The organism is Citrobacter sp. Ct235, from assembly GCF_030332305.1.
In the GTDB taxonomy this organism is placed as follows: domain Bacteria; phylum Pseudomonadota; class Gammaproteobacteria; order Enterobacterales; family Enterobacteriaceae; genus Citrobacter_A; species Citrobacter_A telavivensis.
Genome location: NZ_JAOWIC010000049.1, coordinates 1,130,951 through 1,155,169, shown reverse-complemented (window position 1 = coordinate 1,155,169; position 24,219 = coordinate 1,130,951). Strand labels below are relative to the sequence as shown.

Annotated in this window: 21 protein-coding genes and 1 pseudogene; 18 read left to right on the top strand and 4 right to left on the bottom strand. The window is 53.9% G+C overall.

Annotated elements, in window-relative coordinates; translation table 11 throughout:
• Positions 1-84: 84 nt before the first annotated feature.
• The 4 genes from araG (at position 85) to otsA (ending at position 4,969) form a co-directional block, all read left to right on the top strand.
• On the top strand, positions 85-1,599 hold the full coding sequence (araG, locus tag OGY35_RS22600; RefSeq protein ID WP_152404031.1) for an arabinose ABC transporter ATP-binding protein AraG: 1,515 nt from the start codon (positions 85-87) through the stop codon (positions 1,597-1,599).
• A 14-nt stretch (positions 1,600-1,613) separates the two neighbouring features.
• A complete protein-coding gene (araH, locus tag OGY35_RS22595) occupies positions 1,614-2,606 on the top strand; it encodes an arabinose ABC transporter permease AraH (protein WP_152406306.1) in 993 nt (330 codons plus the stop codon).
• A gap of 166 nt (positions 2,607-2,772) precedes the next feature.
• The gene (gene otsB / locus OGY35_RS22590) at positions 2,773-3,573 is read left to right on the top strand and encodes a trehalose-phosphatase (RefSeq protein WP_286633508.1); all 801 of its coding nucleotides are present in this window, start codon (positions 2,773-2,775) and stop codon (positions 3,571-3,573) included.
• Positions 3,548-4,969 carry an alpha,alpha-trehalose-phosphate synthase gene (otsA, locus tag OGY35_RS22585; protein ID WP_286633507.1) on the top strand — a complete coding sequence of 474 codons (1,422 nt, stop codon included), beginning with the start codon at positions 3,548-3,550 and terminating at the stop codon, positions 4,967-4,969. Before otsB ends, otsA begins: the two co-directional genes overlap by 26 nt.
• Positions 4,970-4,983: 14 nt before the next feature.
• Here the strand turns inward: otsA and uspC are convergent, their stop codons facing one another.
• Complete coding sequence (uspC, locus tag OGY35_RS22580; protein WP_152404038.1) at positions 4,984-5,412, bottom strand: universal stress protein UspC; 429 nt, start codon at positions 5,410-5,412, stop codon at positions 4,984-4,986.
• A 794-nt stretch (positions 5,413-6,206) separates the two neighbouring features.
• Between uspC and flhD the strand changes: the two genes are divergently transcribed.
• From flhD to cheW, 6 genes are all read left to right on the top strand, one after another.
• Entirely contained in the window at positions 6,207-6,557 is a 351-nt protein-coding gene (gene flhD / locus OGY35_RS22575; protein WP_042318359.1) for a flagellar transcriptional regulator FlhD, read from the top strand.
• Positions 6,558-6,559: 2 nt separating this feature from the next.
• Positions 6,560-7,138 (top strand): flagellar transcriptional regulator FlhC, encoded by a 579-nt coding sequence (gene flhC, locus OGY35_RS22570; RefSeq protein ID WP_046497981.1) that lies wholly within the window; start codon positions 6,560-6,562, stop codon positions 7,136-7,138.
• Between the two features lie 125 nt (positions 7,139-7,263).
• On the top strand, positions 7,264-8,154 hold the full coding sequence (motA, locus tag OGY35_RS22565) for a flagellar motor stator protein MotA (protein ID WP_178824575.1): 891 nt from the start codon (positions 7,264-7,266) through the stop codon (positions 8,152-8,154).
• Positions 8,151-9,080, top strand: coding sequence for a flagellar motor protein MotB (motB, locus tag OGY35_RS22560; protein ID WP_152404042.1), 930 nt, complete (start codon positions 8,151-8,153; stop codon positions 9,078-9,080). Before motA ends, motB begins: the two co-directional genes overlap by 4 nt.
• A 4-nt stretch (positions 9,081-9,084) precedes the next feature.
• Positions 9,085-11,106 (top strand): chemotaxis protein CheA, encoded by a 2,022-nt coding sequence (gene cheA, locus OGY35_RS22555; RefSeq protein WP_286633506.1) that lies wholly within the window; start codon positions 9,085-9,087, stop codon positions 11,104-11,106.
• 21 nt (positions 11,107-11,127) lie between these two features.
• Positions 11,128-11,631 (top strand): chemotaxis protein CheW, encoded by a 504-nt coding sequence (cheW, locus tag OGY35_RS22550; RefSeq protein ID WP_152404047.1) that lies wholly within the window; start codon positions 11,128-11,130, stop codon positions 11,629-11,631.
• A gap of 100 nt (positions 11,632-11,731) precedes the next feature.
• Here the strand turns inward: cheW and OGY35_RS22545 are convergent, their stop codons facing one another.
• On the bottom strand, positions 11,732-13,000 hold the full coding sequence (locus tag OGY35_RS22545) for a dicarboxylate/amino acid:cation symporter (protein WP_152404049.1): 1,269 nt from the start codon (positions 12,998-13,000) through the stop codon (positions 11,732-11,734).
• A 354-nt stretch (positions 13,001-13,354) separates the two neighbouring features.
• On the opposite strand from OGY35_RS22545, the gene OGY35_RS22540 reads away from it, so the two are divergent.
• The 8 genes and pseudogenes from OGY35_RS22540 to cheZ all read left to right on the top strand — a co-directional run bounded on the left by OGY35_RS22540 (position 13,355) and on the right by cheZ (position 20,477).
• Complete coding sequence (locus tag OGY35_RS22540; protein WP_286633505.1) at positions 13,355-13,702, top strand: fimbrial biogenesis chaperone; 348 nt, start codon at positions 13,355-13,357, stop codon at positions 13,700-13,702.
• A 239-nt stretch (positions 13,703-13,941) separates the two neighbouring features.
• Positions 13,942-14,094 (top strand): annotated as a pseudogene (locus OGY35_RS22535) (spore coat protein U domain-containing protein); the annotation flags it as partial.
• A gap of 81 nt (positions 14,095-14,175) precedes the next feature.
• Positions 14,176-15,837 carry a methyl-accepting chemotaxis protein II gene (gene tar / locus OGY35_RS22530; protein WP_152404060.1) on the top strand — a complete coding sequence of 554 codons (1,662 nt, stop codon included), beginning with the start codon at positions 14,176-14,178 and terminating at the stop codon, positions 15,835-15,837.
• Between the two features lie 44 nt (positions 15,838-15,881).
• Positions 15,882-17,483, top strand: coding sequence for a methyl-accepting chemotaxis protein IV (gene tap, locus OGY35_RS22525; protein ID WP_286633504.1), 1,602 nt, complete (start codon positions 15,882-15,884; stop codon positions 17,481-17,483).
• A gap of 19 nt (positions 17,484-17,502) precedes the next feature.
• Positions 17,503-18,369: a protein-glutamate O-methyltransferase CheR gene (cheR, locus tag OGY35_RS22520; RefSeq protein ID WP_042318377.1), complete on the top strand. Its 867-nt coding sequence runs from the start codon at positions 17,503-17,505 to the stop codon at positions 18,367-18,369.
• Positions 18,366-19,415, top strand: coding sequence for a protein-glutamate methylesterase/protein glutamine deamidase (gene cheB / locus OGY35_RS22515; protein ID WP_152404065.1), 1,050 nt, complete (start codon positions 18,366-18,368; stop codon positions 19,413-19,415). Before cheR ends, cheB begins: the two co-directional genes overlap by 4 nt.
• Positions 19,416-19,432: 17 nt before the next feature.
• Positions 19,433-19,822: a chemotaxis response regulator CheY gene (gene cheY / locus OGY35_RS22510; RefSeq protein ID WP_042318379.1), complete on the top strand. Its 390-nt coding sequence runs from the start codon at positions 19,433-19,435 to the stop codon at positions 19,820-19,822.
• 10 nt (positions 19,823-19,832) lie between these two features.
• Positions 19,833-20,477: a protein phosphatase CheZ gene (cheZ, locus tag OGY35_RS22505; protein ID WP_152404067.1), complete on the top strand. Its 645-nt coding sequence runs from the start codon at positions 19,833-19,835 to the stop codon at positions 20,475-20,477.
• 39 nt (positions 20,478-20,516) lie between these two features.
• Here the strand turns inward: cheZ and OGY35_RS22500 are convergent, their stop codons facing one another.
• Together OGY35_RS22500 and OGY35_RS22495 are read right to left on the bottom strand one after the other, a co-directional pair.
• Positions 20,517-21,695, bottom strand: a complete 1,179-nt coding sequence (locus OGY35_RS22500) for a fimbrial protein (protein WP_286633503.1) — start codon at positions 21,693-21,695, stop codon at positions 20,517-20,519.
• Entirely contained in the window at positions 21,685-24,171 is a 2,487-nt protein-coding gene (locus OGY35_RS22495) for a fimbria/pilus outer membrane usher protein (RefSeq protein ID WP_286633502.1), read from the bottom strand. The genes OGY35_RS22500 and OGY35_RS22495 overlap by 11 nt, the downstream gene beginning before the upstream one ends.
• Positions 24,172-24,219 lie beyond the last annotated feature (48 nt).

The following is a 24,219-nucleotide window of genomic DNA, read 5'->3' as shown; positions in this document are numbered from 1 at the left end:
ACGACAGCAAGTGAAAGGCCGGGTGGCATCGTTCATGCTGCCATCCGGCAACCGGTTAGAACGATACTGACTCACGGAGACGTTATGCAACAGTCTACCCCGTATCTCTCATTTCGCGGCATTGGTAAAACCTTCCCTGGCGTCAAAGCGCTTACGGATATCAGTTTTGACTGTTACGCCGGTCAGGTGCATGCGCTGATGGGTGAAAATGGCGCCGGGAAATCAACACTCTTAAAAATTCTCAGCGGTAACTATGCGCCAACCACGGGCTCTTTGGCGATTCGCGAGCAGGAAATGAGCTTCGCGGACACCACTGCCGCGCTGAATGCCGGCGTTGCCATTATTTATCAGGAATTGCATCTCGTGCCGGAGATGACCGTTGCCGAGAATATCTATCTCGGTCAGCTTCCGCACAAAGGCGGCATTGTGAACCGCACTCTGCTCAACTATGAAGCGGGTCTGCAACTTAAACATCTGGGGATGGATATCGACCCCGCAACCCCTCTGAAGTATCTCTCAATCGGTCAGTGGCAAATGGTGGAAATCGCCAAAGCGCTGGCGCGTAACGCCAAGATCATCGCCTTCGATGAACCAACCAGCTCGCTTTCCGCAAGGGAGATAGAGAACCTGTTCCGGGTGATCCGCGAGCTGCGTAAAGAAGGGCGGGTCATTTTGTATGTTTCGCACCGCATGGAGGAAATCTTCGCCCTCAGTGATGCGATTACCGTGTTTAAAGATGGCCGCTACGTGAAGACCTTTACCGATATGCAGCAGGTCAACCACGATGCGTTGGTGCAGGCAATGGTAGGGCGCGATCTGGGCGATATTTACGGCTGGCAGTCACGTCCCTATGGCGCAGAACGCCTGCGTCTGCATGAGGTAAAAGCGCCGGGCGTACGTACGCCCATTAGCCTCACGGTACGCAGCGGCGAAATTGTCGGGCTGTTTGGGCTGGTGGGGGCGGGTCGCAGTGAGTTGATGAAAGGCTTATTTGGCGGTACCCGCATCAGCGAAGGGCAGGTGTATATCGACGAAAAACCGATTGATATCCGCAAGCCGGCAAATGCCATCGCGGCAGGAATGATGCTGTGTCCGGAAGACCGAAAAGCGGAGGGGATCATCCCGGTGCATTCGGTTCGCGACAACATCAACATCAGCGCCCGGCGTAAGCATGTGCTGGGCGGATGCGTGATCAACAACGGATGGGAGGAGACCAATGCCGACCATCACATTCGATCGCTGAATATCAAAACCCCCGGTGCCGAACAGCTAATCATGAACCTCTCCGGCGGCAACCAGCAGAAGGCTATTCTTGGTCGCTGGCTGTCGGAAGAGATGAAGGTGATTTTGCTCGACGAACCGACGCGTGGGATTGACGTTGGCGCGAAGCACGAAATTTATAACGTTATTTATGCCCTGGCCGCGCGCGGCGTTGCCGTGCTGTTCGCCTCCAGTGACCTGCCGGAAGTCCTCGGCGTGGCTGACCGCATTGTGGTGATGCGGGAAGGCGAGATCGCCGGGGAATTACTTCACGAACAGGCGGATGAGCGCCAGGCGCTGAGCCTCGCTATGCCTAAAGTCAGCCAGGCTGTCGCCTGAGAAAGGAGAGAATGATGTCTTCCGTAACTACTTCCGGATCGGGCGCGCCAAAGTCGCCGTCACCTTTTAGCCTCGGACGTATCTGGGACCAGTACGGCATGCTGGTGGTATTTGCCGTCCTGTTCCTGGCCTGCGCCATTTTTGTGCCAAACTTCGCGACATTCATCAATATGAAAGGGCTGGGGCTGGCGATCTCCATGTCGGGCATGGTGGCCTGCGGCATGTTGTTTTGCCTGGCGTCAGGGGATTTCGACCTGTCCGTGGCGTCGGTGATTGCCTGCGCCGGGGTGACCACAGCGGTGGTCATCAATATGACCGAAAGCCTGTGGATCGGCGTGGGGGCGGGCCTGTTGCTGGGGGTGCTGTGCGGACTGGTCAACGGCTTCGTGATTGCACAACTGAAGATCAACGCCCTGATCACCACGCTGGCAACGATGCAAATCGTCCGCGGCCTGGCGTATATCATTTCTGACGGTAAAGCGGTGGGGATTGAAGACGAGCGCTTCTTTACTCTCGGTTACGCCAACTGGTTCGGCTTACCGGCCCCGATCTGGCTCACGGTGGGCTGCCTGATCATCTTTGGCTTGCTGTTAAACAAAACCACCTTCGGGCGCAACACGCTGGCAATTGGGGGCAACGAAGAAGCGGCGCGTCTGGCAGGGGTTCCGGTGGTGCGCACGAAGATCATTATTTTCGTGCTCTCCGGTCTGGTCTCTGCGGCAGCCGGGATTATCCTCGCTTCGCGTATGACAAGCGGACAGCCGATGACCTCCATTGGCTATGAGCTGATTGTCATCTCTGCCTGTGTGTTAGGCGGCGTTTCCCTGAAGGGCGGCATCGGAAAAATCTCATATGTGGTGGCGGGCGTCCTGATCCTGGGTACCGTTGAGAATGCGATGAACCTGTTGAACATTTCGCCTTTCGCCCAGTACGTCGTGCGCGGTCTGATCCTGCTGGCAGCGGTGATCTTCGACCGTTACAAACAAAAAGCGAAACGTACAATCTGATAAAAAAACGTCCAACTTTTTAGTCTAGTTCCTCTCCTTTGCCAGCCGCTACCCCGGCTGGCAATTGTCTTTCCAAATGGCGAGCATTGTCACACTGTCTATACTTATCGTTGCTTATGAGGCGCGATCCGCGCGTCTCAGACATGACAATAAGGAGGAGTACCGGGTGGCAGAACCGTTAACCGTAACCCCTGAACAGTCCGCGCACTATGCTTATTTTTTTGATCTCGATGGAACCCTTGCAGAGCTCAAGCCGCATCCAGACCAGGTGGTGATTCCTCCCACGATCCTTCAGATGCTCCATCATCTTGCAGAATGCAACGCAGGGGCTCTGGCATTGATTTCAGGGCGCTCAATGGTTGAACTTGATGCGTTGGCTAACCCATGGCGCTTTCCACTGGCAGGCGTGCATGGGGCTGAACGCCGTGACATCAATGGGAAAATGCATATCGTACATCTCCCTTCGGCAATCGAACGCGATATCAGCGTGCAGTTACATACGGCGCTGAGGCATCTGCCAGGAACGGAGATTGAGACCAAAGGAATGGCGTTTGCGCTGCATTACCGACAGGCACCCGAGCATGAGGCCGCGCTACAGGCGCTGGCGCTGCGTATCACGCAAACCTGGCCGCAGCTTGCGCTTCAGCAAGGGAAGTGTGTTGTCGAAATTAAACCGAAAGGCACCAACAAAGGTGAAGCCATAGCCGCGTTTATGCAGGAAGCACCGTTTGCCGGGCGGGTCCCTGTTTTCCTGGGGGACGATCTGACCGATGAGACGGGGTTTCGTGTGGTGAACAAGGCGGGTGGTATTTCAGTGAAGGTAGGAGAGGGGGAGACGCAGGCACAATGGCGATTAGCCGGGGTGCCAGATGTCTGGCGCTGGCTGGAGTCTGTTTACGCTGCACAACAAGAAAAAAACACGAATGACAGGAGAAATGGCAATGAGTCGTTTAGTCGTAGTATCTAATCGAATAGCGCCTCCGGATAACAAAACCAGTGCAGGCGGTCTCGCCGTTGGGATACTGGGGGCGTTGAAAGCGGCAGGGGGGCTTTGGTTCGGTTGGAGTGGCGAACTGGGTAACGAGGATGAGCCATTAAAAAAGATCGCCCGGGGCAACATCACCTGGGCGTCGTTTAACCTGAGCGAAAAGGATCACGAAGAGTATTACAACCAGTTCTCTAATGCGGTGTTATGGCCGGCCTTTCACTACCGGCTAGACCTGGTAAACTTTCAGCGTACTGCCTGGGAAGGCTACCAGCGTGTGAATGCGCAACTGGCAGACAAACTCCTGCCGCTGCTGAAAGACGATGATATCCTCTGGATCCATGATTATCACCTGCTACCGTTTGCCAGCGAACTGCGCAAGCGTGGCGTGAACAACCGGGTCGGTTTCTTCCTGCATATTCCCTTTCCCACGCCGGAGATTTTTAATGCGCTGCCGTCGTCAGAAATCCTCCTTGAGCAGATGTGCGATTTTGATCTGCTGGGTTTTCAAACTGAAAACGACCGCCAGGCTTTCCTCGACAGTCTCTCCAGTCTGACAAGAGTCAGTTCCTGCGATACGCAGAACCACACGGCATGGGGGAAACACTTTCACACGGCGGTCTATCCTATCGGTATTGAACCGAAGGAGATTGCCCGCCAGGCGTCGGGACCATTACCACCCAAACTGGCTCAGTTAAAGGCCGAGTTAAAGAACCTGAAGAATATTTTTTCCGTTGAGCGACTCGATTACTCAAAAGGGCTTCCGGAGCGTTTTCAGGCCTATGAGGCGCTGCTGGAGAAATTCCCTCAGCATCATGGAAAAATCCGTTATACGCAGATTGCGCCCACTTCACGTGGCGATGTGCAGGCATACCAGGACATCCGTCATCAGCTTGAGACGGAAGCTGGACGCATTAACGGCAAATATGGGCAATTAGGCTGGACGCCGCTGTTTTATCTTAACCAGCATTTTGAACGTAAACTGTTGATGAAAGTGTTCCGTGCGTCGGATGTGGGACTGGTCACGCCACTGCGCGACGGTATGAATCTGGTGGCGAAGGAGTTCGTTGCCGCCCAGGATCCCGCCAATCCAGGCGTTCTGGTGCTGTCGCAGTTCGCTGGCGCGGCGAATGAGCTGACCTCCGCGCTGCTCGTCAATCCTTACGATCGCGATGAAGTGGCGGCAGCGCTGGATCGCGCACTCACTATGCCGCTGGCCGAGCGTATTTCACGTCATGCTGAGATGCTGGAAGTGATTATGAAAAACGACATCAATCACTGGCAGGAGCATTTTATCCGCGATCTAAAGACTATCATCCCTCGCAGTGCTGAAACTCTTCAGTCACGCAAAGTCGCGACCTTTCCGAAGCTGGCCTGAATGACGTTTTAAGATTAATCACCTTCAAGCGGGACCAGCAGGACGTCCACCAGGCTTGAGCTCACCACACTTTTCGCCGAGCAGGACGCTCGCGAAAAGAAGCTATGGTTATGGTTGCCGCAGATGACCAGATCCACATCGTGCTTGCGGCACACGTCCAGAATATGTTCGCTTAACTCGCCGTAGGTAATGAAGGTCTGTTCTATCGGGTAACCAGCATCTTTCCCCAATTTTTCAAGAAAATCATTTGTTTCTTCATGCATCACCGCACGTAAATCTTCCAGCATAGGGGCGGCAAATTGGTTGTATAACTCAGGGTCAGAGGCGAGGGTGATAAGGCTTATCCGGGCGTTGACGGGACGGGCAATGGAGACGGCTTTTGCCAGGAGTTGTTGGCTTTCCGGGGTCACAGCCACGGCAACAAGAATGTGGGTGTAGCTCATAACTCGCTCCTTATTGCAAGAATATGAGGTGGTTCTTCAGCATTACTCCGATTCGCTTACAACTGCAATGCTTCAATATGACAATAATGTGAAGACTATCATAATTATTCATTAATATTCCTTATAAGTGGATCTAAGGAATAACCAAAAGTGTTAACCAAATCGATTGACTTAAATTAAATCACGGACTCAATCAATATTCGGTTTAACCAATTCATATTAGTGATTAATCGCAATGCAATCATAAGTACAGTATGTTGATTAAAAAATAGTAACAGTTAACGTGTTGTTTGTAAAGGATAAAAAATATTTTTCGTTCGGGTTGAGATAAATTCACCTGAATTATTTCCGTTAAGTGACTTTCACTGCCGTGATGTAATATCTTCTACCGCGTCAGACGCCCGATTTAATACTCGTGAGAATAAAAAGGAGTTTCACTGGTTAATTTACCAGCAAAATAAAAGCTCAACTGATGGATTTATGTTAACGATTAAGTTAATTTATGTGATGTGTATCACATATTTTCCAAATTCGCAGCGTGGCTTTGTTGTATGTCTCGGGTGTCACGAGTACAGTTGCGTCGAATTAGGAAAAATCTTAGGCATTTGTAAGAAATCATGTGCTCGCGTTACAACCTGGCAAGGGACCAGCGTGACGCGTGTGTTCATGTTTTAGCGCCTGAGTAAAAGGTATGTGTTTGACCTATTTGCTTTTTTTACCGGGAATTCCCGGCGACATCACGGGGTGCGGTTTTACCGCATAAAAATAAAAGTTGGTTATTCTGGATGGGAATAATGCATACATCCGAGTTGCTGAAACACATTTATGACATCAACTTGTCATATTTACTCCTTGCACAGCGTCTAATCGTTCAGGACAAAGCGTCCGCTATGTTTCGTCTCGGGATCAATGAGGAAATGGCGGTCTCACTGGGGGCGCTGACCCTTCCACAAATGGTAAAACTGGCAGAAACGAATCAGCTTGTGTGTCATTTCCGTTTCGACAGTCATCAAACCATTACTCGTCTGACTCAGGATTCCAGAGTGGACGATCTCCAGCAAATTCATACCGGTATCATGCTGTCCACTCGTCTGTTAAGTGATGTCAATCAGGCTGATGAAACCGCGCGTAAGAAAAGGGCCTGATGATGAGTGAAAAAAGCATTGTTCAGGAAGCTCGTGATATCCAGTTAGCGATGGAATTGATCACACTGGGTGCCCGTTTGCAAATGCTGGAAAGCGAAACGCAGTTAAGTCGCGGTCGCCTCATCAAGCTCTACAAAGAACTTCGTGGCAGTCCGCCGCCGAAAGGTATGCTGCCGTTTTCCACTGACTGGTTTATGACCTGGGAGCAAAATATTCATGCTTCCATGTTCTGTAATGCCTGGCAGTTCTTGCTAAAAACGGGTCTGTGCAGTGGCGTTGATGCCGTGATTAAGGCGTATCGGCTGTACCTCGAGCAGTGTCCGCAGGGTGAACAGGGACCACTGCTGGCGTTGACTCGTGCGTGGACGCTGGTGCGTTTTGTCGAAAGTGGACTGCTTCAGTTATCGAGCTGCAACTGCTGTGGCGGTAATTTCATTACCCATGCTCACCAACCTGCGGGTAGTTTTGCCTGCAGTTTATGCCAGCCGCCTTCCCGTGCGGTAAAAAGACGTAAACTTTCCCAGGATGCTGCCGATATTATTCCACAACTGCTGGATGAACAGATCGAACAGGCTGTTTAACCGATACGGTGTGGTCGGAACACTCCAGCAGCGGTAAGCAATTACCGCTGCTTTTTTTTGCCTCGCCGACGTGTTAACGCCCCGACTGTACGTCCTGTCATAGTCAACAGCGGAAGGATGATGTCGTGCTTATCTTATTAGGTTACCTGGTGGTTATTGGTACAGTTTTCGGTGGTTACATGATGACCGGCGGAAACCTGGGGGCACTCTATCAACCGGCTGAATTTGTCATCATCGGTGGCGCGGGAATAGGGGCATTTATCGTGGGCAACAACGGTAAAGCCATCAAGGGGACGCTGAAAGCGTTGCCGTTACTGTTTCGCCGTTCGAAATACACCAAAGCGATGTATATGGATCTGCTGGCGCTGCTCTATCGCCTGATGGCCAAGTCTCGTCAGCAGGGAATGTTCTCGCTTGAGCGCGATATCGAGAACCCAAAAGAGAGTGAGATTTTTGCCAGCTACCCGCGTATCCTGGCCGATTCGGTGATGCTGGAGTTCATCGTCGATTACCTGCGCCTGATCATCAGCGGCAACATGAATACCTTCGAAATTGAAGCGCTGATGGACGAAGAGATTGAAACGCATGAAAGCGAATCGGAAGTGCCGGCCAACAGCCTGGCCCTGATGGGGGATTCACTGCCGGCGTTTGGTATCGTTGCCGCGGTAATGGGTGTGGTACATGCGCTTGCGTCAGCGGACCGACCCGCCGCAGAGCTCGGTTCACTGATTGCCCACGCGATGGTAGGGACATTCCTCGGCATTCTGCTGGCCTACGGTTTTATTTCGCCGCTCGCCAGCGTCCTGCGCCAGAAGAGTGCGGAAACCAGCAAAATGATGCAGTGCGTGAAGATCACATTACTGTCGAATCTGAACGGTTACGCCCCGCCGATCGCCGTTGAGTTTGGACGTAAAACACTGTATTCCAGCGAACGTCCGTCGTTCATTGAACTGGAAGAGCATGTTCGCGCAGTGAAAAATCCGAATCCGCAACAGACGACGACTGAGGGCGCATGAAGAATCGGTCTCATCCTATCGTCGTCGTTAAACGGCGCAAACATAAGGGACATGGCGGCGGCGCACACGGATCGTGGAAGATTGCTTACGCTGACTTTATGACCGCCATGATGGCCTTTTTTCTGGTGATGTGGCTCATTTCTATCTCCAGCCCTAAAGAACTGATTCAGATTGCCGAATATTTCCGTACCCCGCTGGCAACGGCGGTGACGGGAGGGAATCGAATTTCCAACAGCCAGAGTCCGATTCCCGGCGGTGGCGACGACTTCACTCAGCAACAGGGTGAAGTGAACAAGCAGCCGAACATTGATGAACTGAAAAAACGTATGGAACAAAATCGCCTGAGCAAGCTGCGCGGCGACCTCGATCAGCTCATCGAATCGGATCCTAAACTGCGGGCGTTGCGTCCTCACCTGAAGATTGACCTGGTGCAGGAAGGGCTGCGTATTCAGATTATCGACAGCCAGAATCGCCCGATGTTTAAGACCGGCAGCGCCGAGGTTGAGCCGTACATGCGTGACATCCTGCGGGCGATCGCGCCAGTGCTGAATGGTATTCCAAACCGTATCAGCTTGTCCGGGCATACCGACGATTTCCCTTACGCGAGCGGTGAAAAGGGCTACAGCAACTGGGAACTTTCTGCCGATCGCGCCAATGCGTCGCGGCGCGAACTGGTGCAGGGCGGTCTGGATGACGGAAAAGTATTACGGGTGGTCGGCATGGCCGCCACGATGCGCATGAGCGATCGCGGTCCGGATGATGCCATCAATCGCCGAATCAGTCTGTTGGTGCTGAACAAACAGTCCGAGCAGGCCATTTTGCATGAAAACGCTGAAAGCCAGAACGAGCCGGTAAGTGTATTACAACAGCCTGAGGCCAGTCCGCAGGTAAGCGTTCCCACATCGCCACCAGCCAATCCGAGGTGATAGCGTGAGCATGGATATAAGCGATTTTTATCAGACTTTTTTTGATGAAGCTGACGAGTTGTTGGCTGACATGGAGCAACATCTGCTCGATCTGGTGCCCGAGGCGCCGGATTCCGAGCAACTGAATGCCATATTTCGTGCAGCGCACTCCATCAAAGGGGGAGCCGGCACTTTCGGCTTTACCATTTTGCAGGAAACCACCCATCTGATGGAGAACCTGCTGGATGAAGCGCGTCGCGGTGAGATGCAGCTCAATACCGCCATTATCAACCTGTTTTTGGAAACGAAAGATATTATGCAGGAACAGCTCGATGCCTATAAAAGTTCGGAAGAACCGGACGCCGCCAGCTTCGAATACATCTGCACGGCATTACGCCAGTTAGCGCTGGAAGCGAAAGGTGAAACCGCGCCGGCGGTGGTGGCAAATGCCCGACTGAGCGTGGTCGACAACACGACGCCTGAAGAGGTTGTTGCAGCCCAGGAAGAGAAGTTGCGCATTGTTCTCTCGCGCCTGAAGGCCAATGAAGTGGCGCTGCTGGAAGAAGAACTGGGCAATCTGACCACCTTATCTGATGTGGTCAAAGGCGCAGACAGCCTTGCGGCAACGCTTGACGGCGACATTGCAGAAGACGACGTTATCGCCGTGCTGTGCTTTGTGATTGAAGCCGATCAGATTGCCTTTGAGAAAGTGGTAACCGCGACGGCACCTGTGGTGCAGGCGGAAGTGGCTGACCCGGTTGCCGTCGAACAATCTGTCGTCGCGGTTCCTGCGGTGAGCGCGGTTGCGGGTGAAGCGCAAACCGGACGCGCAGAGCGGGAAAAACCGGCGCGCGCGAGTGAATCCACCAGCATTCGTGTAGCGGTGGAGAAGGTCGATCAGCTTATCAACCTGGTCGGTGAACTGGTGATCACCCAGTCAATGCTGGCTCAGCGTTCGAATGAACTCGACCCGGTGAATCACGGCGATCTCATCACCAGCATGGGTCAGTTACAACGTAACGCCCGCGATCTGCAGGAATCGGTGATGTCGATTCGCATGATGCCGATGGAGTACGTGTTCAGTCGTTTCCCGCGTCTGGTACGCGATCTGGCGGGCAAACTCGGCAAGCAGGTTGAACTGACGCTGGTCGGCAGCTCGACAGAACTCGACAAGAGCCTGATTGAACGCATCATCGATCCGTTAACACACCTGGTGCGTAACAGCCTCGACCACGGTATCGAACTGCCGGAAAAACGCATGGAATCCGGTAAGAATGTGGTGGGTAATCTGATCCTGTCGGCGGAGCATCAGGGCGGTAATATCTGCATCGAAGTGACCGATGACGGGGCCGGACTGAACCGTGAACGCATTCTGGCGAAGGCCATTTCCCAGGGGATGGCGGTCAATGAAAACATGACCGATGACGAAGTGGGAATGCTGATTTTTGCTCCTGGCTTCTCGACCGCTGAGCAGGTTACCGACGTTTCCGGACGCGGCGTGGGCATGGACGTGGTGAAACGTAACATCCAGGAGATGGGCGGCCATGTTGAAATCCAGTCGAAACAGGGAACCGGCACCACCATCCGCATTTTGCTGCCGCTGACGCTGGCTATCCTCGACGGTATGTCCGTCCGCGTGGCCGACGAAGTCTTTATTCTGCCGCTGAATGCGGTGATGGAATCCCTGCAGCCGCGTGACGATGATCTGCACCCGTTAGCCGGGGGCGAGCGCGTGCTGGAAGTGCGCGGCGAATATTTGCCGCTGGTTGAGTTGTGGAAAGTCTTCGAAGTGGAAGGGGCAAAAACCGAGGCCACCCAGGGCATCGTGGTGATCCTGCAAAGCGGCGGTCGCCGTTACGCACTGCTGGTGGATCAGTTGATTGGTCAGCACCAGGTGGTGGTAAAAAACCTGGAGAGCAATTATCGCAAAGTGCCGGGTATCTCAGCCGCCACGATTCTGGGCGATGGCAGCGTCGCGCTGATTGTGGATGTCTCCGCCCTGCAGGGTTTAAATCGCGAACAACGTATGGCGATCACCGCCGCCTGATTGAGTGAGAAAGGGTAAAATATGACCGGTATGACAAATGTAAGCAAACTGGCCGGCGAGCCGTCAGGTCAGGAATTCCTGGTGTTTACGCTGGGAGATGAAGAATACGGCATCGACATCCTGAAAGTGCAGGAGATCCGTGGTTACGATCAGGTCACGCGCATTGCCAACACGCCTTCCTTTATCAAAGGGGTAACGAACCTGCGCGGCGTGATTGTGCCGATTGTCGATTTGCGCGTGAAGTTCTGCCAGGGTGATGTCGACTATAACGATAACACCGTGGTGATTGTGCTTAATCTGGGACAGCGCGTGGTGGGGATTGTGGTGGATGGCGTGTCTGATGTGCTGTCACTGACCGCGGAGCAAATCCGCCCGGCACCGGAATTTGCCGTGACCCTGTCGACGGAATATCTGACCGGACTTGGCGCGCTGGGCGACCGGATGCTGATCCTGGTGAACATTGAGAAACTGTTGAACAGTGACGAAATGGCGCTGTTGGATATGGCCGCTTCTCACGTTGCATAAACTGACCGCCGGATGGCGCTATGCTTATCCGGCCTACAGTTTGAATGTGTTGTAGGCCGGATAAGGTGTTTACACCGCCATCCGGCAATTACCGCCTCCGTTATGCTTCGACCTTCTGCGACACTTCTTCCTCATCACGCTCTTCCAGCAAACCTTCATTTTGCGCCAGCATCGCCGTGGCAATACCGTTACCTAACACGTTAATAGCGGAACGGCCCATGTCGAGAAAATGGTCGATACCCATCAGCAGCAAAATCCCGGCGACCGGAATATTGAAGCTCGGAATCGTTGCCGCCAGCACGACCAACGCGGAGCGCGGGACGCCGGCAATGCCCTTTGACGCCAGCATCAGCGTGAGCATCAGGACGCTGATCTCGGCAAACGACAGGTGGATATTGTAGGCCTGAGCGATAAACATCGAGGCAAAAGAGCAGTAGACCATTGAGCCGACCAGGTTGAAGGAGTAGCCAATGGGGAGCACGAAAGAGACGATGTTGCGCGAGCAGCCAAACGTTGTGAGTTGCTCCAGCGTTTTCGGATAGGCCGCTTCTGAACTGCTGGTGGTAAAGGCTACCAGCACCGGATCCTTGAGCATACTGACCAGGCGAAACACCTCTTTCTTCAGTACCAGATACCCCACCGCCAGCAATACCAGACAGGTCATCAGAATGGCAACGTAATAGCCGCCAATGAACGAGGCGTAGTTGAGCAAAATACCCAACCCTTCGGTGGCGATCACCGAGGAGATGGCGGCAAAAATCGCCAGCGGCGCGACGTACATCACGTAGCCGGTCACTTTCAGCATGATGTGGGACACCACGTCCAGCGCGGCTACCAGCGGGGCATTGAATTTTTCGCCCAGCGACGCGCCGCCAATCCCGAAAAACATTGAGAACACCACAATCTGCAAAATTTCGTTATTGGCCATCGCGCCGACAATGCTGGTGGGAATAGTATGCGACAGGAAGCCTTTCAGGCTCATTCCGCCTACGGCGAGGCCGGTATCGACCGCTTCTTTCGGGATAGCCAGATTGAGTCCGCTGCCGGGTTGTTCCAGGGTAACAATAAACAGGCCCACCAGAATGGAGAGGATGGAGGAGCTAATGAACCAGATCATCGCTTTGCCGCCTACACGCCCAATGGTGGACGTTTCGCCAAGACGCATAATGCCCACGGTCAGGGTGCTGAACACCAGAGGGGCGATGACCATTTTAATCAGACGTAAGAAGATGTCGGTGAGAAGCGTGATGTTATCCGACCAGGCGACAATAACGCTTTCGGATGTATACGAGTGAATAACCGCACCTGACAGAATGCCTGCCAGCATGAAAATCACGATAAATATCGTGAGCTTATTTGCATTTGCCACTAAAAATCCCTCGGGCTGAATTTAACCATTTGTTATCAGCGATATATACGTTTTGTGTATTTAATGCCGCTGAATCATTTCTTACCTAACCTGGAGTAATCCGCCGAGGGTTACAACTATTTTTTATTATTTACTCATTTTGTTGTGTTCTAACGAGGGCGATTTTGTGAACTGGATCGCATAAGAAGGAATATATCCTCTCAAATAACGAGGAAAACAGAATGCTAACGATGTTAATTAATTGATATGTAATCGCTTTCTACATCAATCGCCCGTTCGTAGGGCGAAGCCTGACGGCAGTGGTCGTTTTCTCATCACGGCGGAGATAAACCACAAATGGGGCTGAAGGTGCAAATGCGCTATTCACTGCCGCTGTTTGTCTACGGCCAGGGAATTCAGACCTGGCTGCAGGGGGAGCACCATGCGCGGGTGGATACCGCGAAACTGCACTGGCGAGTGGTGCGCGCCGACGGACTGCCCCAACTGGTAGTGCGTAATGACAACAATGTGCACGTCCGGTTAAGCAAAGTGATGTTGCGTCAGGGCGGTGCGCAGCACACGATGGCGCAAGGCTTGCTGGGGTACGTTCTGCCGGGCAGCACTCGTCGCTGGCCGCTTCCCGCCGGAGCCACCCATCCAAACAACGTTAGCGCGGCAATCAACGCACAGGGTGGCAAATGGTTGTCTGGTCCCGCCCACTAAGCGGCTTACTGATGACGACCTTTCTTATCACCAGCGGAATTTGTCGTGCGGAGTCGGGGGATGATGCGCTTCCCGCCGCCGCCCGATGCCCGCGCTATCAATCAGCAAGCGGTTTTGTAGCCACTCGCAAAACGGCGACAGCCAGGCCTCCATCTGGCACGAGTTGCGCTTTTTTAACGATGTGGGTTCGCTCTCGTCAACGGGCTACGTGCAGCACATTCTGGCCGGGGATGGCGATCGGCACGGAGCGCTGGACCAGCAGCGCCTCATCCTCCACCAGCAGCGATGGTCTGCTGCGAACCTACAACTACACCGCCGTCGTGTTACCCAGCCAATCCACGCCTCCCGCCGGGACTTACACCGACACGGTGGTGGTGGATATCGCCTTCTGAGCTGGATTTCCCTTTCGCAAACGTAAAGTTCTTATCCTGGGTGCCGATAACGTTGATAACTCGTTTTCAGGAAGGTGCCTTATGTTTAACCGTATCCGCGTTGTCACAATGCTGATGATGGTGCTGGGGGTTTTCGCACTGCTACAGCTTGTATCTGGTGGTTTGCTGTTTTCGTCTTTGCAGCAGAATCAAAAAAGTTTTGTTATTTCTAACGATCTACGCCAACAGCAAAGTGAACTGACTTCGACATGGGATCTGATGCTGCAAACGCGTATCAACCTCAGCCGTTCATCAGCACGCATGATGATGGATGCGAACAACCAGCAGAGCAGCGCAAAAACTGACCTGTTGAAGGGCGCGAAAGCGTCGCTCGCCCAGGCGGCGGAGCATTACGGCAGGTTTAAATCGTTTGCCCCTCTACCGGAAATGGCGGAGGTCAGCAGCGATGTGGACGAAAAATACCAGAAGTATTTCGCCGGTTTAACTGAACTGGTGCAGTTCCTTGAAAACGGCAACATGGATGCATTTTTCGCACAGCCCACGCAGGGCATGCAAAACGGCCTCGGCGACGCGAAGAGCAAGTACGCCAGCGTCAGCGAAAAACTCTATCTCCAGGCGTTTGATGAAAGCGCGCGCGATTACCAGTTTGCGAAGTGGCAACTCGCCATCCTGGCGGTGGTGCTGGTGCTGATCCTGGTGGTGGTGTGGTACGGCATTCGTCAAACGCTGCTCAACCCGCTTGCCCGGGTCATCGCTCATATTCGTGAAATCGCAGGCGGAAACCTGACTAATACCCTGACCTTCGCCGGACGTAATGAGATTGGTGAACTGGCCAGCAGCGTCGATCACATGCAGCGCTCGCTGGTGGAGACCGTGACGCAGGTGCGCGAAGGATCGGATGCTATTTACTCCGGCACGACGGAAATTGCCACCGGCAACACCGATCTCTCATCGCGAACCGAGCAACAGGCGTCGGCGCTGGAAGAAACGGCTGCCAGCATGGAAGAGTTGACCGCGACGGTGAAACAGAACGCCGATAATGCCCGTCAGGCGTCACAACTGGCGCAGAGCGCGTCGGAAACCGCGCAGCACGGCGGCAAAGTCGTGGATAACGTCGTCAAAACGATGCACGAAATTGCCGGCAGCTCGAAGAAGATTGCCGACATCATCAGCGTCATCGACGGTATTGCTTTCCAGACCAATATCCTGGCGCTGAACGCGGCGGTGGAAGCCGCGCGGGCAGGAGAGCAGGGGCGTGGGTTTGCGGTGGTGGCGGGCGAAGTACGTAACCTGGCCAGTCGCAGTGCGCAGGCGGCAAAAGAGATCAAAGCGCTGATTGAAGATTCTGTTTCGCGCGTGGATACCGGCTCCGTGCTGGTCGAGAGCGCGGGCGAGACCATGAACGATATCGTCAATGCGGTGACCCGCGTGACCGACATTATGGGCGAAATCGCCTCGGCCTCAGATGAACAAAGTCGTGGCATCGATCAGGTGGCGCTGGCGGTTTCTGAAATGGACCGCGTGACGCAGCAAAACGCCTCGCTGGTGCAGGAATCTGCTGCCGCTGCCGCCGCGCTGGAAGAACAGGCCAGCCGTCTGACGATGGCGGTGTCTGCATTTCGTCTTGCCGCGCGTCCCTTCGCGGTAAAAACCAAAGAAGAACGGACTTCTGCGGACGTGTCACGCACGGCGCAGAAGCCCTCGTTAAGCATGGAGCATGATACTAACTGGGAAACATTTTGACCGAACTTTAACACTGCGGCCGTTGCCGCCTGATGGGAGCGTTGATGTTTAATCGTATTCGAATCTCGACCACGCTGTTTTTGATTTTGATCCTCTGTGGTGTATTGCAGATCGGCAGTAATGGCTTGTCTTTCTGGGCATTTCGGGACGGTTTTCAGAGCCTGAATCAGGTCGAGCAGAGTAATCAGCAACGCGCGGCGCTGGCACAAACGCGCGCCGTTTTATTACAGGCGAGTACCGCTCTGAACAAGGCCGGGACGTTAACGGCGCTGAGCTATCCGCCCGATGACATCAAAAGTCTGATGGTTATCGCGCGCGAAAGTCTGGCGCAATCCGGCACGCTGTTTAACAGCTTCAGGGCGATAGAGGTGAATACCCAGGAGGGGAAAGCCTTGCAGGACGCAACGGAGAAAAGCTTCACCCAGTGGCACAGCGATCTGGAGCATCAGGCCACCTGGCTTGAGAACAACCAGCTGTCAGACTTCCTGACCGCGCCGGTGCAGGCTTCGCAGGACGCCTTTGACGTTAACTTTAACGCCTGGCAGCAGAACATTAATCATGTGCTGGTGGTGGCGGGGCAACAGAGCAAGAACAACTATCACATGTCGGCGGCGATCTTTATCAGCATGGTGATTATTGCTGCACTGTTAACCACCGGGGCACTGTTCTGGTCACGTAAAATGATCGTCCAGCCGCTGGCGATTATCGGCAGTCATTTTGACAGCATTGCCGACGGTAACCTGGCGCGTCCGATCGCGGTCTACGGGCGTAATGAGATTTCGGCGATCTTCGCCAGCCTGAAGGCGATGCAACAGGCGCTGCGGGAAACCGTCAGCGACGTGCGTCAGGGCAGTCTGGCGATGCATACCGGGATTTCCGAAATTGCGATGGGCAATAACGATCTCTCCTCACGCACCGAGCAGCAGGCGGCGTCGCTGGCACAGACGGCGGCCAGCATGGAGCAGTTGACCGCCACCGTCGGTCAGAACGCCGACAACGCGCGTCAGGCTTCAGTGCTTGCAAAAAGCGCGGCCGACACCGCGAAAACCGGTGGCGATCAGGCCACGAACGTCGCCAGTACGATGCAGGCGATTGCCGCCAGTTCGCAAAAGATTGGCGACATCATCGGGGTGATCGACGGCATTGCCTTCCAGACCAATATTCTGGCGCTGAACGCGGCGGTTGAAGCGGCGCGGGCCGGTGAGCAAGGGCGTGGATTTGCCGTGGTTGCCGGAGAGGTGCGCAACCTGGCGAGCCGCAGCGCTCAGGCAGCGAAAGAGATTAAAGGGTTGATTGAAGAGTCGGTGAATCGCGTCCACCAGGGATCGCAACTCGTCAATACCGCTGCACACACCATGACGGAAATCGTGAGCTCGGTAACGCGGGTCAACGACATCATGGGCGAGATTGCCTCGGCGTCAGACGAACAGCGCAGAGGGATTGAACAGGTGGCGCAGGCGGTCACGCAGATGGACCAGGTGACGCAGCAGAACGCCGCGCTGGTGGAAGAAACCGCCGCGGCTACCGACCAACTCGCGCATCAGGCCGACTCGCTGTCAGCCCGCGTGGCGGTTTTCAAACTGGAAGAACACGTAGTAACACACCAAGAATCGGCACCGCTGCAGGCTGTGCCCGTTGTATCCTGAATGTGATTGAGAAGGCGCTATGACATCATCTCTGCCCAACGGGCAAACGTCATTATTGTTACAGATGACCCAGCGCCTTGCGCTGTCTGACGCGCACTTTCGTCGGATATGTCAATTAATCTACCAGCGCGCGGGGATCGTGCTGGCGGACCACAAGCGGGATATGGTTTATAACCGCCTGGTTCGTCGACTGCGTACGCTGGGGCTGGATGATTTTGGCGACTATCTCAGCGTGCTGGAAGCCAATCAAAGCAGCGCAGAGTGGCAGGCTTTTATCAACTCGTTGACCACCAACCTGACAGCCTTCTTCCGCGAAGGGCACCACTTTCCAGTATTAGCGGAAAGTGCCCGTCGCCACAGCGGCGAATATCGGGTCTGGAGCGCCGCGGCATCGACCGGTGAAGAGCCGTACAGTATCGCCATTACGCTGGCCGATACGCTGGGTACGGCACCGGGACGCTGGAAGGTGTTTGCCAGCGATATCGACACCGAAGTGCTGGAAAAGGCCCGCAGCGGGATCTATCGGCTGGACGAACTGAAGACCCTGTCGCCGCAGCAGCTACAGCGCTATTTCATGCGCGGAACGGGCCCGCATGATGGGCTGGTACGCGTGCGTCAGGAACTGGCAAGCCACGTCGAGTTTTCCGTGATTAACCTGCTTGATAAGCAGTACAACGTGCCGGGGCCGTTTGACGCTATTTTTTGTCGCAATGTAATGATCTATTTCGATAAAACGACGCAGCAGGACATCCTGCGCCGTTTTGTCCCTCTCCTTAAGCCTGATGGTCTGCTGTTTGCCGGGCATTCAGAGAACTTTAGTAACCTCGTGCGCGACTTTAGCCTGCGCGGGCAAACGGTTTATGCGCTAAGTAAGGGTAAAGCATGAGTAAAATCAGGGTGTTGTCGGTCGATGATTCTGCATTGATGCGCCAAATCATGACTGAAATTATTAATAGCCATAGCGATATGGAGATGGTGGCAACCGCGCCGGATCCACTCGTCGCCCGAGACTTAATCAAGAAATATAACCCTGACGTGTTGACGCTGGACGTCGAAATGCCGCGGATGGACGGCCTTGATTTTCTTGAAAAGCTGATGCGACTGCGTCCGATGCCGGTGGTGATGGTGTCGTCGCTGACGGGGAAAGGGTCGGAAGTGACGCTGCGGGCGCTGGAACTGGGGGCGATTGATTTTGTCACTAAGCCGCAGTTGGGGATCCGTGAAGGGATGCTGGCCTACAGCGAGATGATTGCGGAGAAAGTGCGTACGGCGTCGCGGGCGCGTCTGACGGCCCATAAACCGCTCGAGGCTCCGGTGACCTTAAAAGCGGGTCCGCTGCTCAGCTCGGAAAAGCTGATTGCGATTGGCGCCTCAACGGGCGGCACCGAGGCCATTCGCCATGTGCTGCAACCGCTGCCGCTCTCCAGCCCGGCGGTCATTATTACGCAGCATATGCCGCCAGGCTTTACCCGCTCGTTCGCCGAGCGTCTGAACAAACTGTGTCAGATAGCCGTGAAAGAGGCGGAGGACGGCGAGCGCGTTCTGCCGGGGCATGCCTACATTGCGCCGGGCGACAAGCATATGGAGCTGTCGCGCAGCGGGGCAAACTATCAAATCAAAATTCATGACGGTCCGCCGGTTAACCGGCACCGACCGTCGGTGGATGTGCTGTTTCATTCGGTAGCGATTCATGCGGGGCGCAATGCCGTCGGAGTGATCCTGACGGGAATGGGCAACGACGGCGCTGCCGGAATGTTAGCGATGCACCAGGCGGGTGCCTGGACGATTGCGCAAAATGAAGCAAGTTGTGTGGTGTTCGGCATGCCGCGCGAAGCCATCAATATGGGTGGCGTCAGCGAAGTGGTCGATCTTAGTCAGGTAAGCCAGCAGATGCTGGCGAAAATCAGTGCCGGACAGGCAATACGTATTTGAATCAGGAGTAATTTTTTATGGCGGATAAAGAGCTTAAATTTTTGGTTGTGGATGACTTTTCCACCATGCGCCGCATCGTGCGTAACCTGCTTAAGGAGCTGGGATTTAACAACGTGGAAGAGGCCGAAGATGGCGCCGATGCGTTGAATAAACTGCAGGCAGGTGGGTTTGGCTTTGTGATTTCCGACTGGAACATGCCGAATATCGACGGTCTCGAGTTGCTGAAAACTATCCGCGCGGACGGTGGGATGTCCTCACTGCCGGTGCTGATGGTGACGGCAGAAGCGAAGAAAGAGAACATTATCGCCGCAGCGCAGGCCGGTGCCAGCGGCTACGTGGTGAAACCGTTCACCGCGGCGACGCTGGAAGAAAAGCTCAATAAAATCTTTGAGAAACTGGGCATGTAAGGGGCTGACCATGATGCAACCATCGATTAAACCCGTAGATGAACATTCTGCCGGGGATATCATTGCCCGCATTGGTAGCCTGACCCGTATGCTGCGTGACAGTCTGCGCGAACTGGGACTGGACCAGGCCATTGCCGAAGCGGCAGAAGCCATTCCCGATGCCCGCGATCGTCTGGACTATGTGGTACAGATGACCGCGCAGGCGGCTGAACGCGCCCTGAACAGTGTTGAGGCCTCCCAGCCGCATCAGGACGAAATGGAGAAAGGGGCGAAGGCGCTGAGCAAGCGCTGGGACGAGTGGTTCGAAAACCCGATTGAGCTCTCTGACGCCCGCGAACTGGTGACGGATACGCGCAAATACCTCGGTGATGTGCCTGGACATACCAGTTTCACCAACGCGCAATTGCTCGACATCATGATGGCGCAGGATTTCCAGGATCTGACCGGTCAGGTGATCAAGCGCATGATGGATGTGATTCAGGAAATTGAACGTCAGCTGCTGATGGTGCTGCTGGAAAACATTCCGGAGCAGGGCGCTCGGCCTAAACGCGAAAGCGAGAGCCTGCTGAATGGGCCGCAGGTTGATACCAGTAAAGCCGGTGTGGTCGCCAGCCAGGACCAGGTGGATGATTTGTTAGATAGCTTAGGGTTCTAATGATTATTGCCGCCCAGATAAGACCGGGCGGCCTCTCTCCTAGCGGAGATCCATTTTCACGGTAACATTGCCTTCAAATTTTCCCGGTTCAGGTTTTTTCGAGGTGGTGCTGACTGGAGCGGCTTTTAGGGCGATACTGCCGTTTCCCTGCTCATCCATTGTCACCGGTAAGTCCAGCGAACCGTCTAGCGTAATGTTACCGTTTTGTTGATCAAACATCCGCACGCCAACGTCATCCCGGCCCAACATTTTGGCAATCAGATTGTTACTGCCCAGGGCGACCCCCTGATCGGCACTGAGTGTCAGTTTAATTTTCCCGCTGTTAGCCGCCGCCGGATCGTCGCAATGGTAAGAGATATTAACATCTCTGAGCGTATAGCTTGCCGGGGGTTCACCTTGCGCAACGAACTGTGAAGTAACAATATTCCCGAGTTCAATCTCAATGGTGCTGCCAGCGTTAATCGTACAACTGAGCGGAGCACTTAGCTTGCCAGTCAAGCGGAAATTGGAGACCTGCTGTGTGTCGGTGACGGCACAATAGTTCCCGGTTGAGAGGCAAGAATAGCTTTGCGCGATGACCGTTGGTGGGATGACTTCTTCGCCCAAAATGGCTTGTTTAACATAAAGGGTGATAACGACGACATTCCATTTAAACTCCCGCTTAACAGTGCTCCCACCGGCGGGGCGTGTTGCATCACTGCAGACATCGTTAGTTCCCTCACTCAGTTTTATCGTTTCATTGGTTTTCTTCATGCTTGCAAATGGTGTGGGGTAGCTATCAATGTAGATTGGCGTTATGCCATCACCATCAGGTGAATTTATGGCATCGCTGTAGGCTGTGACATCGATATCAAAATGATCGGTCAGGTAGCCATAGTTGTTTATGCCAGGACTTAACGGGCTTCCGGCTGCGGTGGTTTCATAGACGTAAGCGGTTGAGGTCGTGCTCATCCCCTTCGGGCAGGCACAGTTAGCGACTACTGATGGCCCAGTGGCGATAAAATGGTAATCCGACTTGCTGATCGTTTGCCCGCTTTTATTATTGTCGGAGGAGAGTTCCGTGTTGATGGTGGTGGTGTACTCCACCGGTGGCGGAAAACAATTTGTTAATATAACGGTGGCGGCCTGAGCGACGAGCGGTAAGGCTAAAAGCACCAATATGAGGGCAGATTGTAGCCCGACCTTATTGAGTAAGCGGATGAATTGCTTATTTTGCATTATTTGTCTCCGGCTTGCAGAGCGCGCTGGCCTGGTGGATACCACCGTGGGCCGTGTCAGAAGAAGGTGAGAGCACGATGTCAACATGGCAGCGCTGTTCTGTTGAATTTCCCCACTTTACGGTCAGAGGTATGGTTTCGCCGACGCCTGTGAGATACAGCACACCACGATCGTCGACAATGCCGCTAAGAGACAGGTTATCGACGCTGGCGACGGCACCAAAGGGAATCACCCGACCATCAGGACGGCTGAGAGAAACCAAGACCCGATAGCCAACATGTGCCGAAAACTCCGTGCTGACGGCGGCGTTGCGGCTTGGCACTACGGTCACCGCGGTGGCATCCGTGTCCACATCCGACGGTAAACTGGTGGTATCGATGCGGATAATGTTTTTCTGATAGGGCGTCAGTGAAGGGATAATAGCGTTACCCAATAAATCGGTTTGAATACCGCGCTGGTTGGCAAAACGCACACCAGACGCACCTTTGGCGCTAACAATAGCGAACTGTTCGCCTAAGGGTTGAGAGAGTGTCACGCCAGCTGGATGAGCCACAACTCCACCGCTGATCCCATAGCTCAACTGCTGCGAGTTATCGGATGAATAAGCGTATCCGGCGTTGAGATTGGCATATTGCGAATGGTAGTTGCTATAGAGGCTACTGCTCTCTCCGCCGCCATGGTTAGTTCGGCTCTGCTGGAGGGAATAACTGAGACTGTCATCATCCCGTAACGTGCCATTTAGCCCGACGTTATGCGTGGTACTCCCCTGTTTGCTAGTACTGAGATTGTAACTGGCCCAACTTTTTGGCAACCACTGGGAGAGCGGCAGGTTAAAACCCAGCGATAGCATCTGATCGCCGGGTTCATCGCTGGTTTTGCTATAGGTATAAGCCAGATTGACACTGACACCGCCAATCATCCGATTGATGCCTGACGTAATGCTTCGTTCTTTGCGGCTGGTTTGCCAGTAGTCCTGTTGATAACCAGAAACGTACACGCTGCTGTCCAGCAGGCTCTGGGTAAGGTTAAGCTGGATTCTGCTGCGTTTGTTATAGTTGTAAGACCAGTCGCTATCATCAGTATCATGCTTTTCGTTAGCATCAGCAAATGTGTAATAACCGCCGGTTGAATAGCGGTAGCTCGCCAGGGTGAAGTTAGTGTCTGTTGCTTCTATTTGTTTCGAATACATCAAACGCCAGGACTGTCCGTTATGCTGCTCGTTGTTATCCAACTGCGCGCGAGCCAGGGTCACATCGGTTGAGATGGCGCCGAGCTCACCTAACACCACGCCTGTACCGATGTCAAACGCCTGGTAGTCAGGCGAAGTGGTGATGCCACCGAAAAACGTCAGAAAGTTATTCAGACCATAAATGGTGCTACCCTGGGCGAAAAGGGGCTCATGGTTTGCCTGCGTATCGTCTGCGCGAAAGCGGGCGACGGTCACTTCGTAGCGAATATTGCCTGGGCGCTGCATGATAGCAACGCTTGAATAGGGTTGGGTGAAACGATGCTCGGTTCCGTCGGCTTCCTTTATGGTGACTTCAAGATCGCCGCTATTGCTGGTGGAATAGAGATCGGAAATTTCAAAAGCGCCCGGCGCGACGTTGGCCTGGTAGATAACATATCCGTTCTGTCGTACCGAGACTTCGGCATTAGAACTGGCGATGCCGCGGATAATCGGAGCAAATCCTCTTTGGTTATAGGGTAACATTTGCTCGTCAGAAGCCACGTTGATGCCGCGGTATTGCAGGCTGTCAAAGACTTCGCCGCGGGTGCTGTTTTCGCCTGCAACAAACTGGGCTTTTAAAAAACGGATATCGTGTTGCAGCCAGGTGTTGATGGTTTGCCAGGATTGCGTGTCATCGGACTGGTTCCAGGTTGAATAGTTGCGTAATCGCCAGCCGCCGAGATTGGCGCCGCTGCGCAGGTTAAGGTACTGACTGGAACTGTGGGTTTGAGCCCCGCCGCTACGCGTTGAACCAGAGAACGCATAGTTAGCAAAGAGTACCGACACGCCATCGTTCCAGGATGAAGTTGCAATTTCATCGCCATAATGCGCATCAATAGCCGCTTGCGGCATACTGATATGCAACGTCATGGTATTAAATTCAAATGTCACGGTTGCAAAGGGAATGTAATCGCCAAGCGGTTTCTCCAGTGGTTCATTGGCAGGCAGCCGTGCCAGTTCTGCGTAAGCATCGACACGAATCCCCCATTGCCGCAACTGTTCAGGGGTTAACTGTGGCTGTAACGCCTGCGTTTGATCATTGATAAAGGTAATTGATTTATCGTCGATATACCGTTTATTCATGGCCACTTTGGTTTGGTAGGTGCCAGGTAACTGCCCGTTTTCTTTGGAAAACAGAGTGAGATCGATATCCTGTTGCGATAGTCCATCCCCCTCGAGTGATGAAGGGGCAAAGTAATATTCCCGTGCACTGACGCTGCTCACCGCGATGAGGAGCAAACTACTCAAGCCTTTCAGAATAGGATTGAGTTGTCTCAAAGGGCGGAACGGGGGGAG

Coding starts and splice junctions, on each gene's coding strand:
- uspC (WP_152404038.1), bottom strand. CDS start 5,412: ATGAGCTACACCCACATTCTTGTTGCCGTGGCTGTGACCCCGGAAAGC.
- flhC (WP_046497981.1), top strand. CDS start 6,560: ATGAGTGAAAAAAGCATTGTTCAGGAAGCTCGTGATATCCAGTTAGCG.
- tar (WP_152404060.1), top strand. CDS start 14,176: ATGTTTAACCGTATCCGCGTTGTCACAATGCTGATGATGGTGCTGGGG.
- cheB (WP_152404065.1), top strand. CDS start 18,366: ATGAGTAAAATCAGGGTGTTGTCGGTCGATGATTCTGCATTGATGCGC.
- cheW (WP_152404047.1), top strand. CDS start 11,128: ATGACCGGTATGACAAATGTAAGCAAACTGGCCGGCGAGCCGTCAGGT.
- tap (WP_286633504.1), top strand. CDS start 15,882: ATGTTTAATCGTATTCGAATCTCGACCACGCTGTTTTTGATTTTGATC.
- flhD (WP_042318359.1), top strand. CDS start 6,207: ATGCATACATCCGAGTTGCTGAAACACATTTATGACATCAACTTGTCA.
- OGY35_RS22540 (WP_286633505.1), top strand. CDS start 13,355: ATGCGCTATTCACTGCCGCTGTTTGTCTACGGCCAGGGAATTCAGACC.
- araG (WP_152404031.1), top strand. CDS start 85: ATGCAACAGTCTACCCCGTATCTCTCATTTCGCGGCATTGGTAAAACC.
- motB (WP_152404042.1), top strand. CDS start 8,151: ATGAAGAATCGGTCTCATCCTATCGTCGTCGTTAAACGGCGCAAACAT.
- OGY35_RS22500 (WP_286633503.1), bottom strand. CDS start 21,695: ATGCAAAATAAGCAATTCATCCGCTTACTCAATAAGGTCGGGCTACAA.
- cheR (WP_042318377.1), top strand. CDS start 17,503: ATGACATCATCTCTGCCCAACGGGCAAACGTCATTATTGTTACAGATG.
- cheY (WP_042318379.1), top strand. CDS start 19,433: ATGGCGGATAAAGAGCTTAAATTTTTGGTTGTGGATGACTTTTCCACC.
- cheZ (WP_152404067.1), top strand. CDS start 19,833: ATGATGCAACCATCGATTAAACCCGTAGATGAACATTCTGCCGGGGAT.
- araH (WP_152406306.1), top strand. CDS start 1,614: ATGTCTTCCGTAACTACTTCCGGATCGGGCGCGCCAAAGTCGCCGTCA.
- otsA (WP_286633507.1), top strand. CDS start 3,548: ATGAGTCGTTTAGTCGTAGTATCTAATCGAATAGCGCCTCCGGATAAC.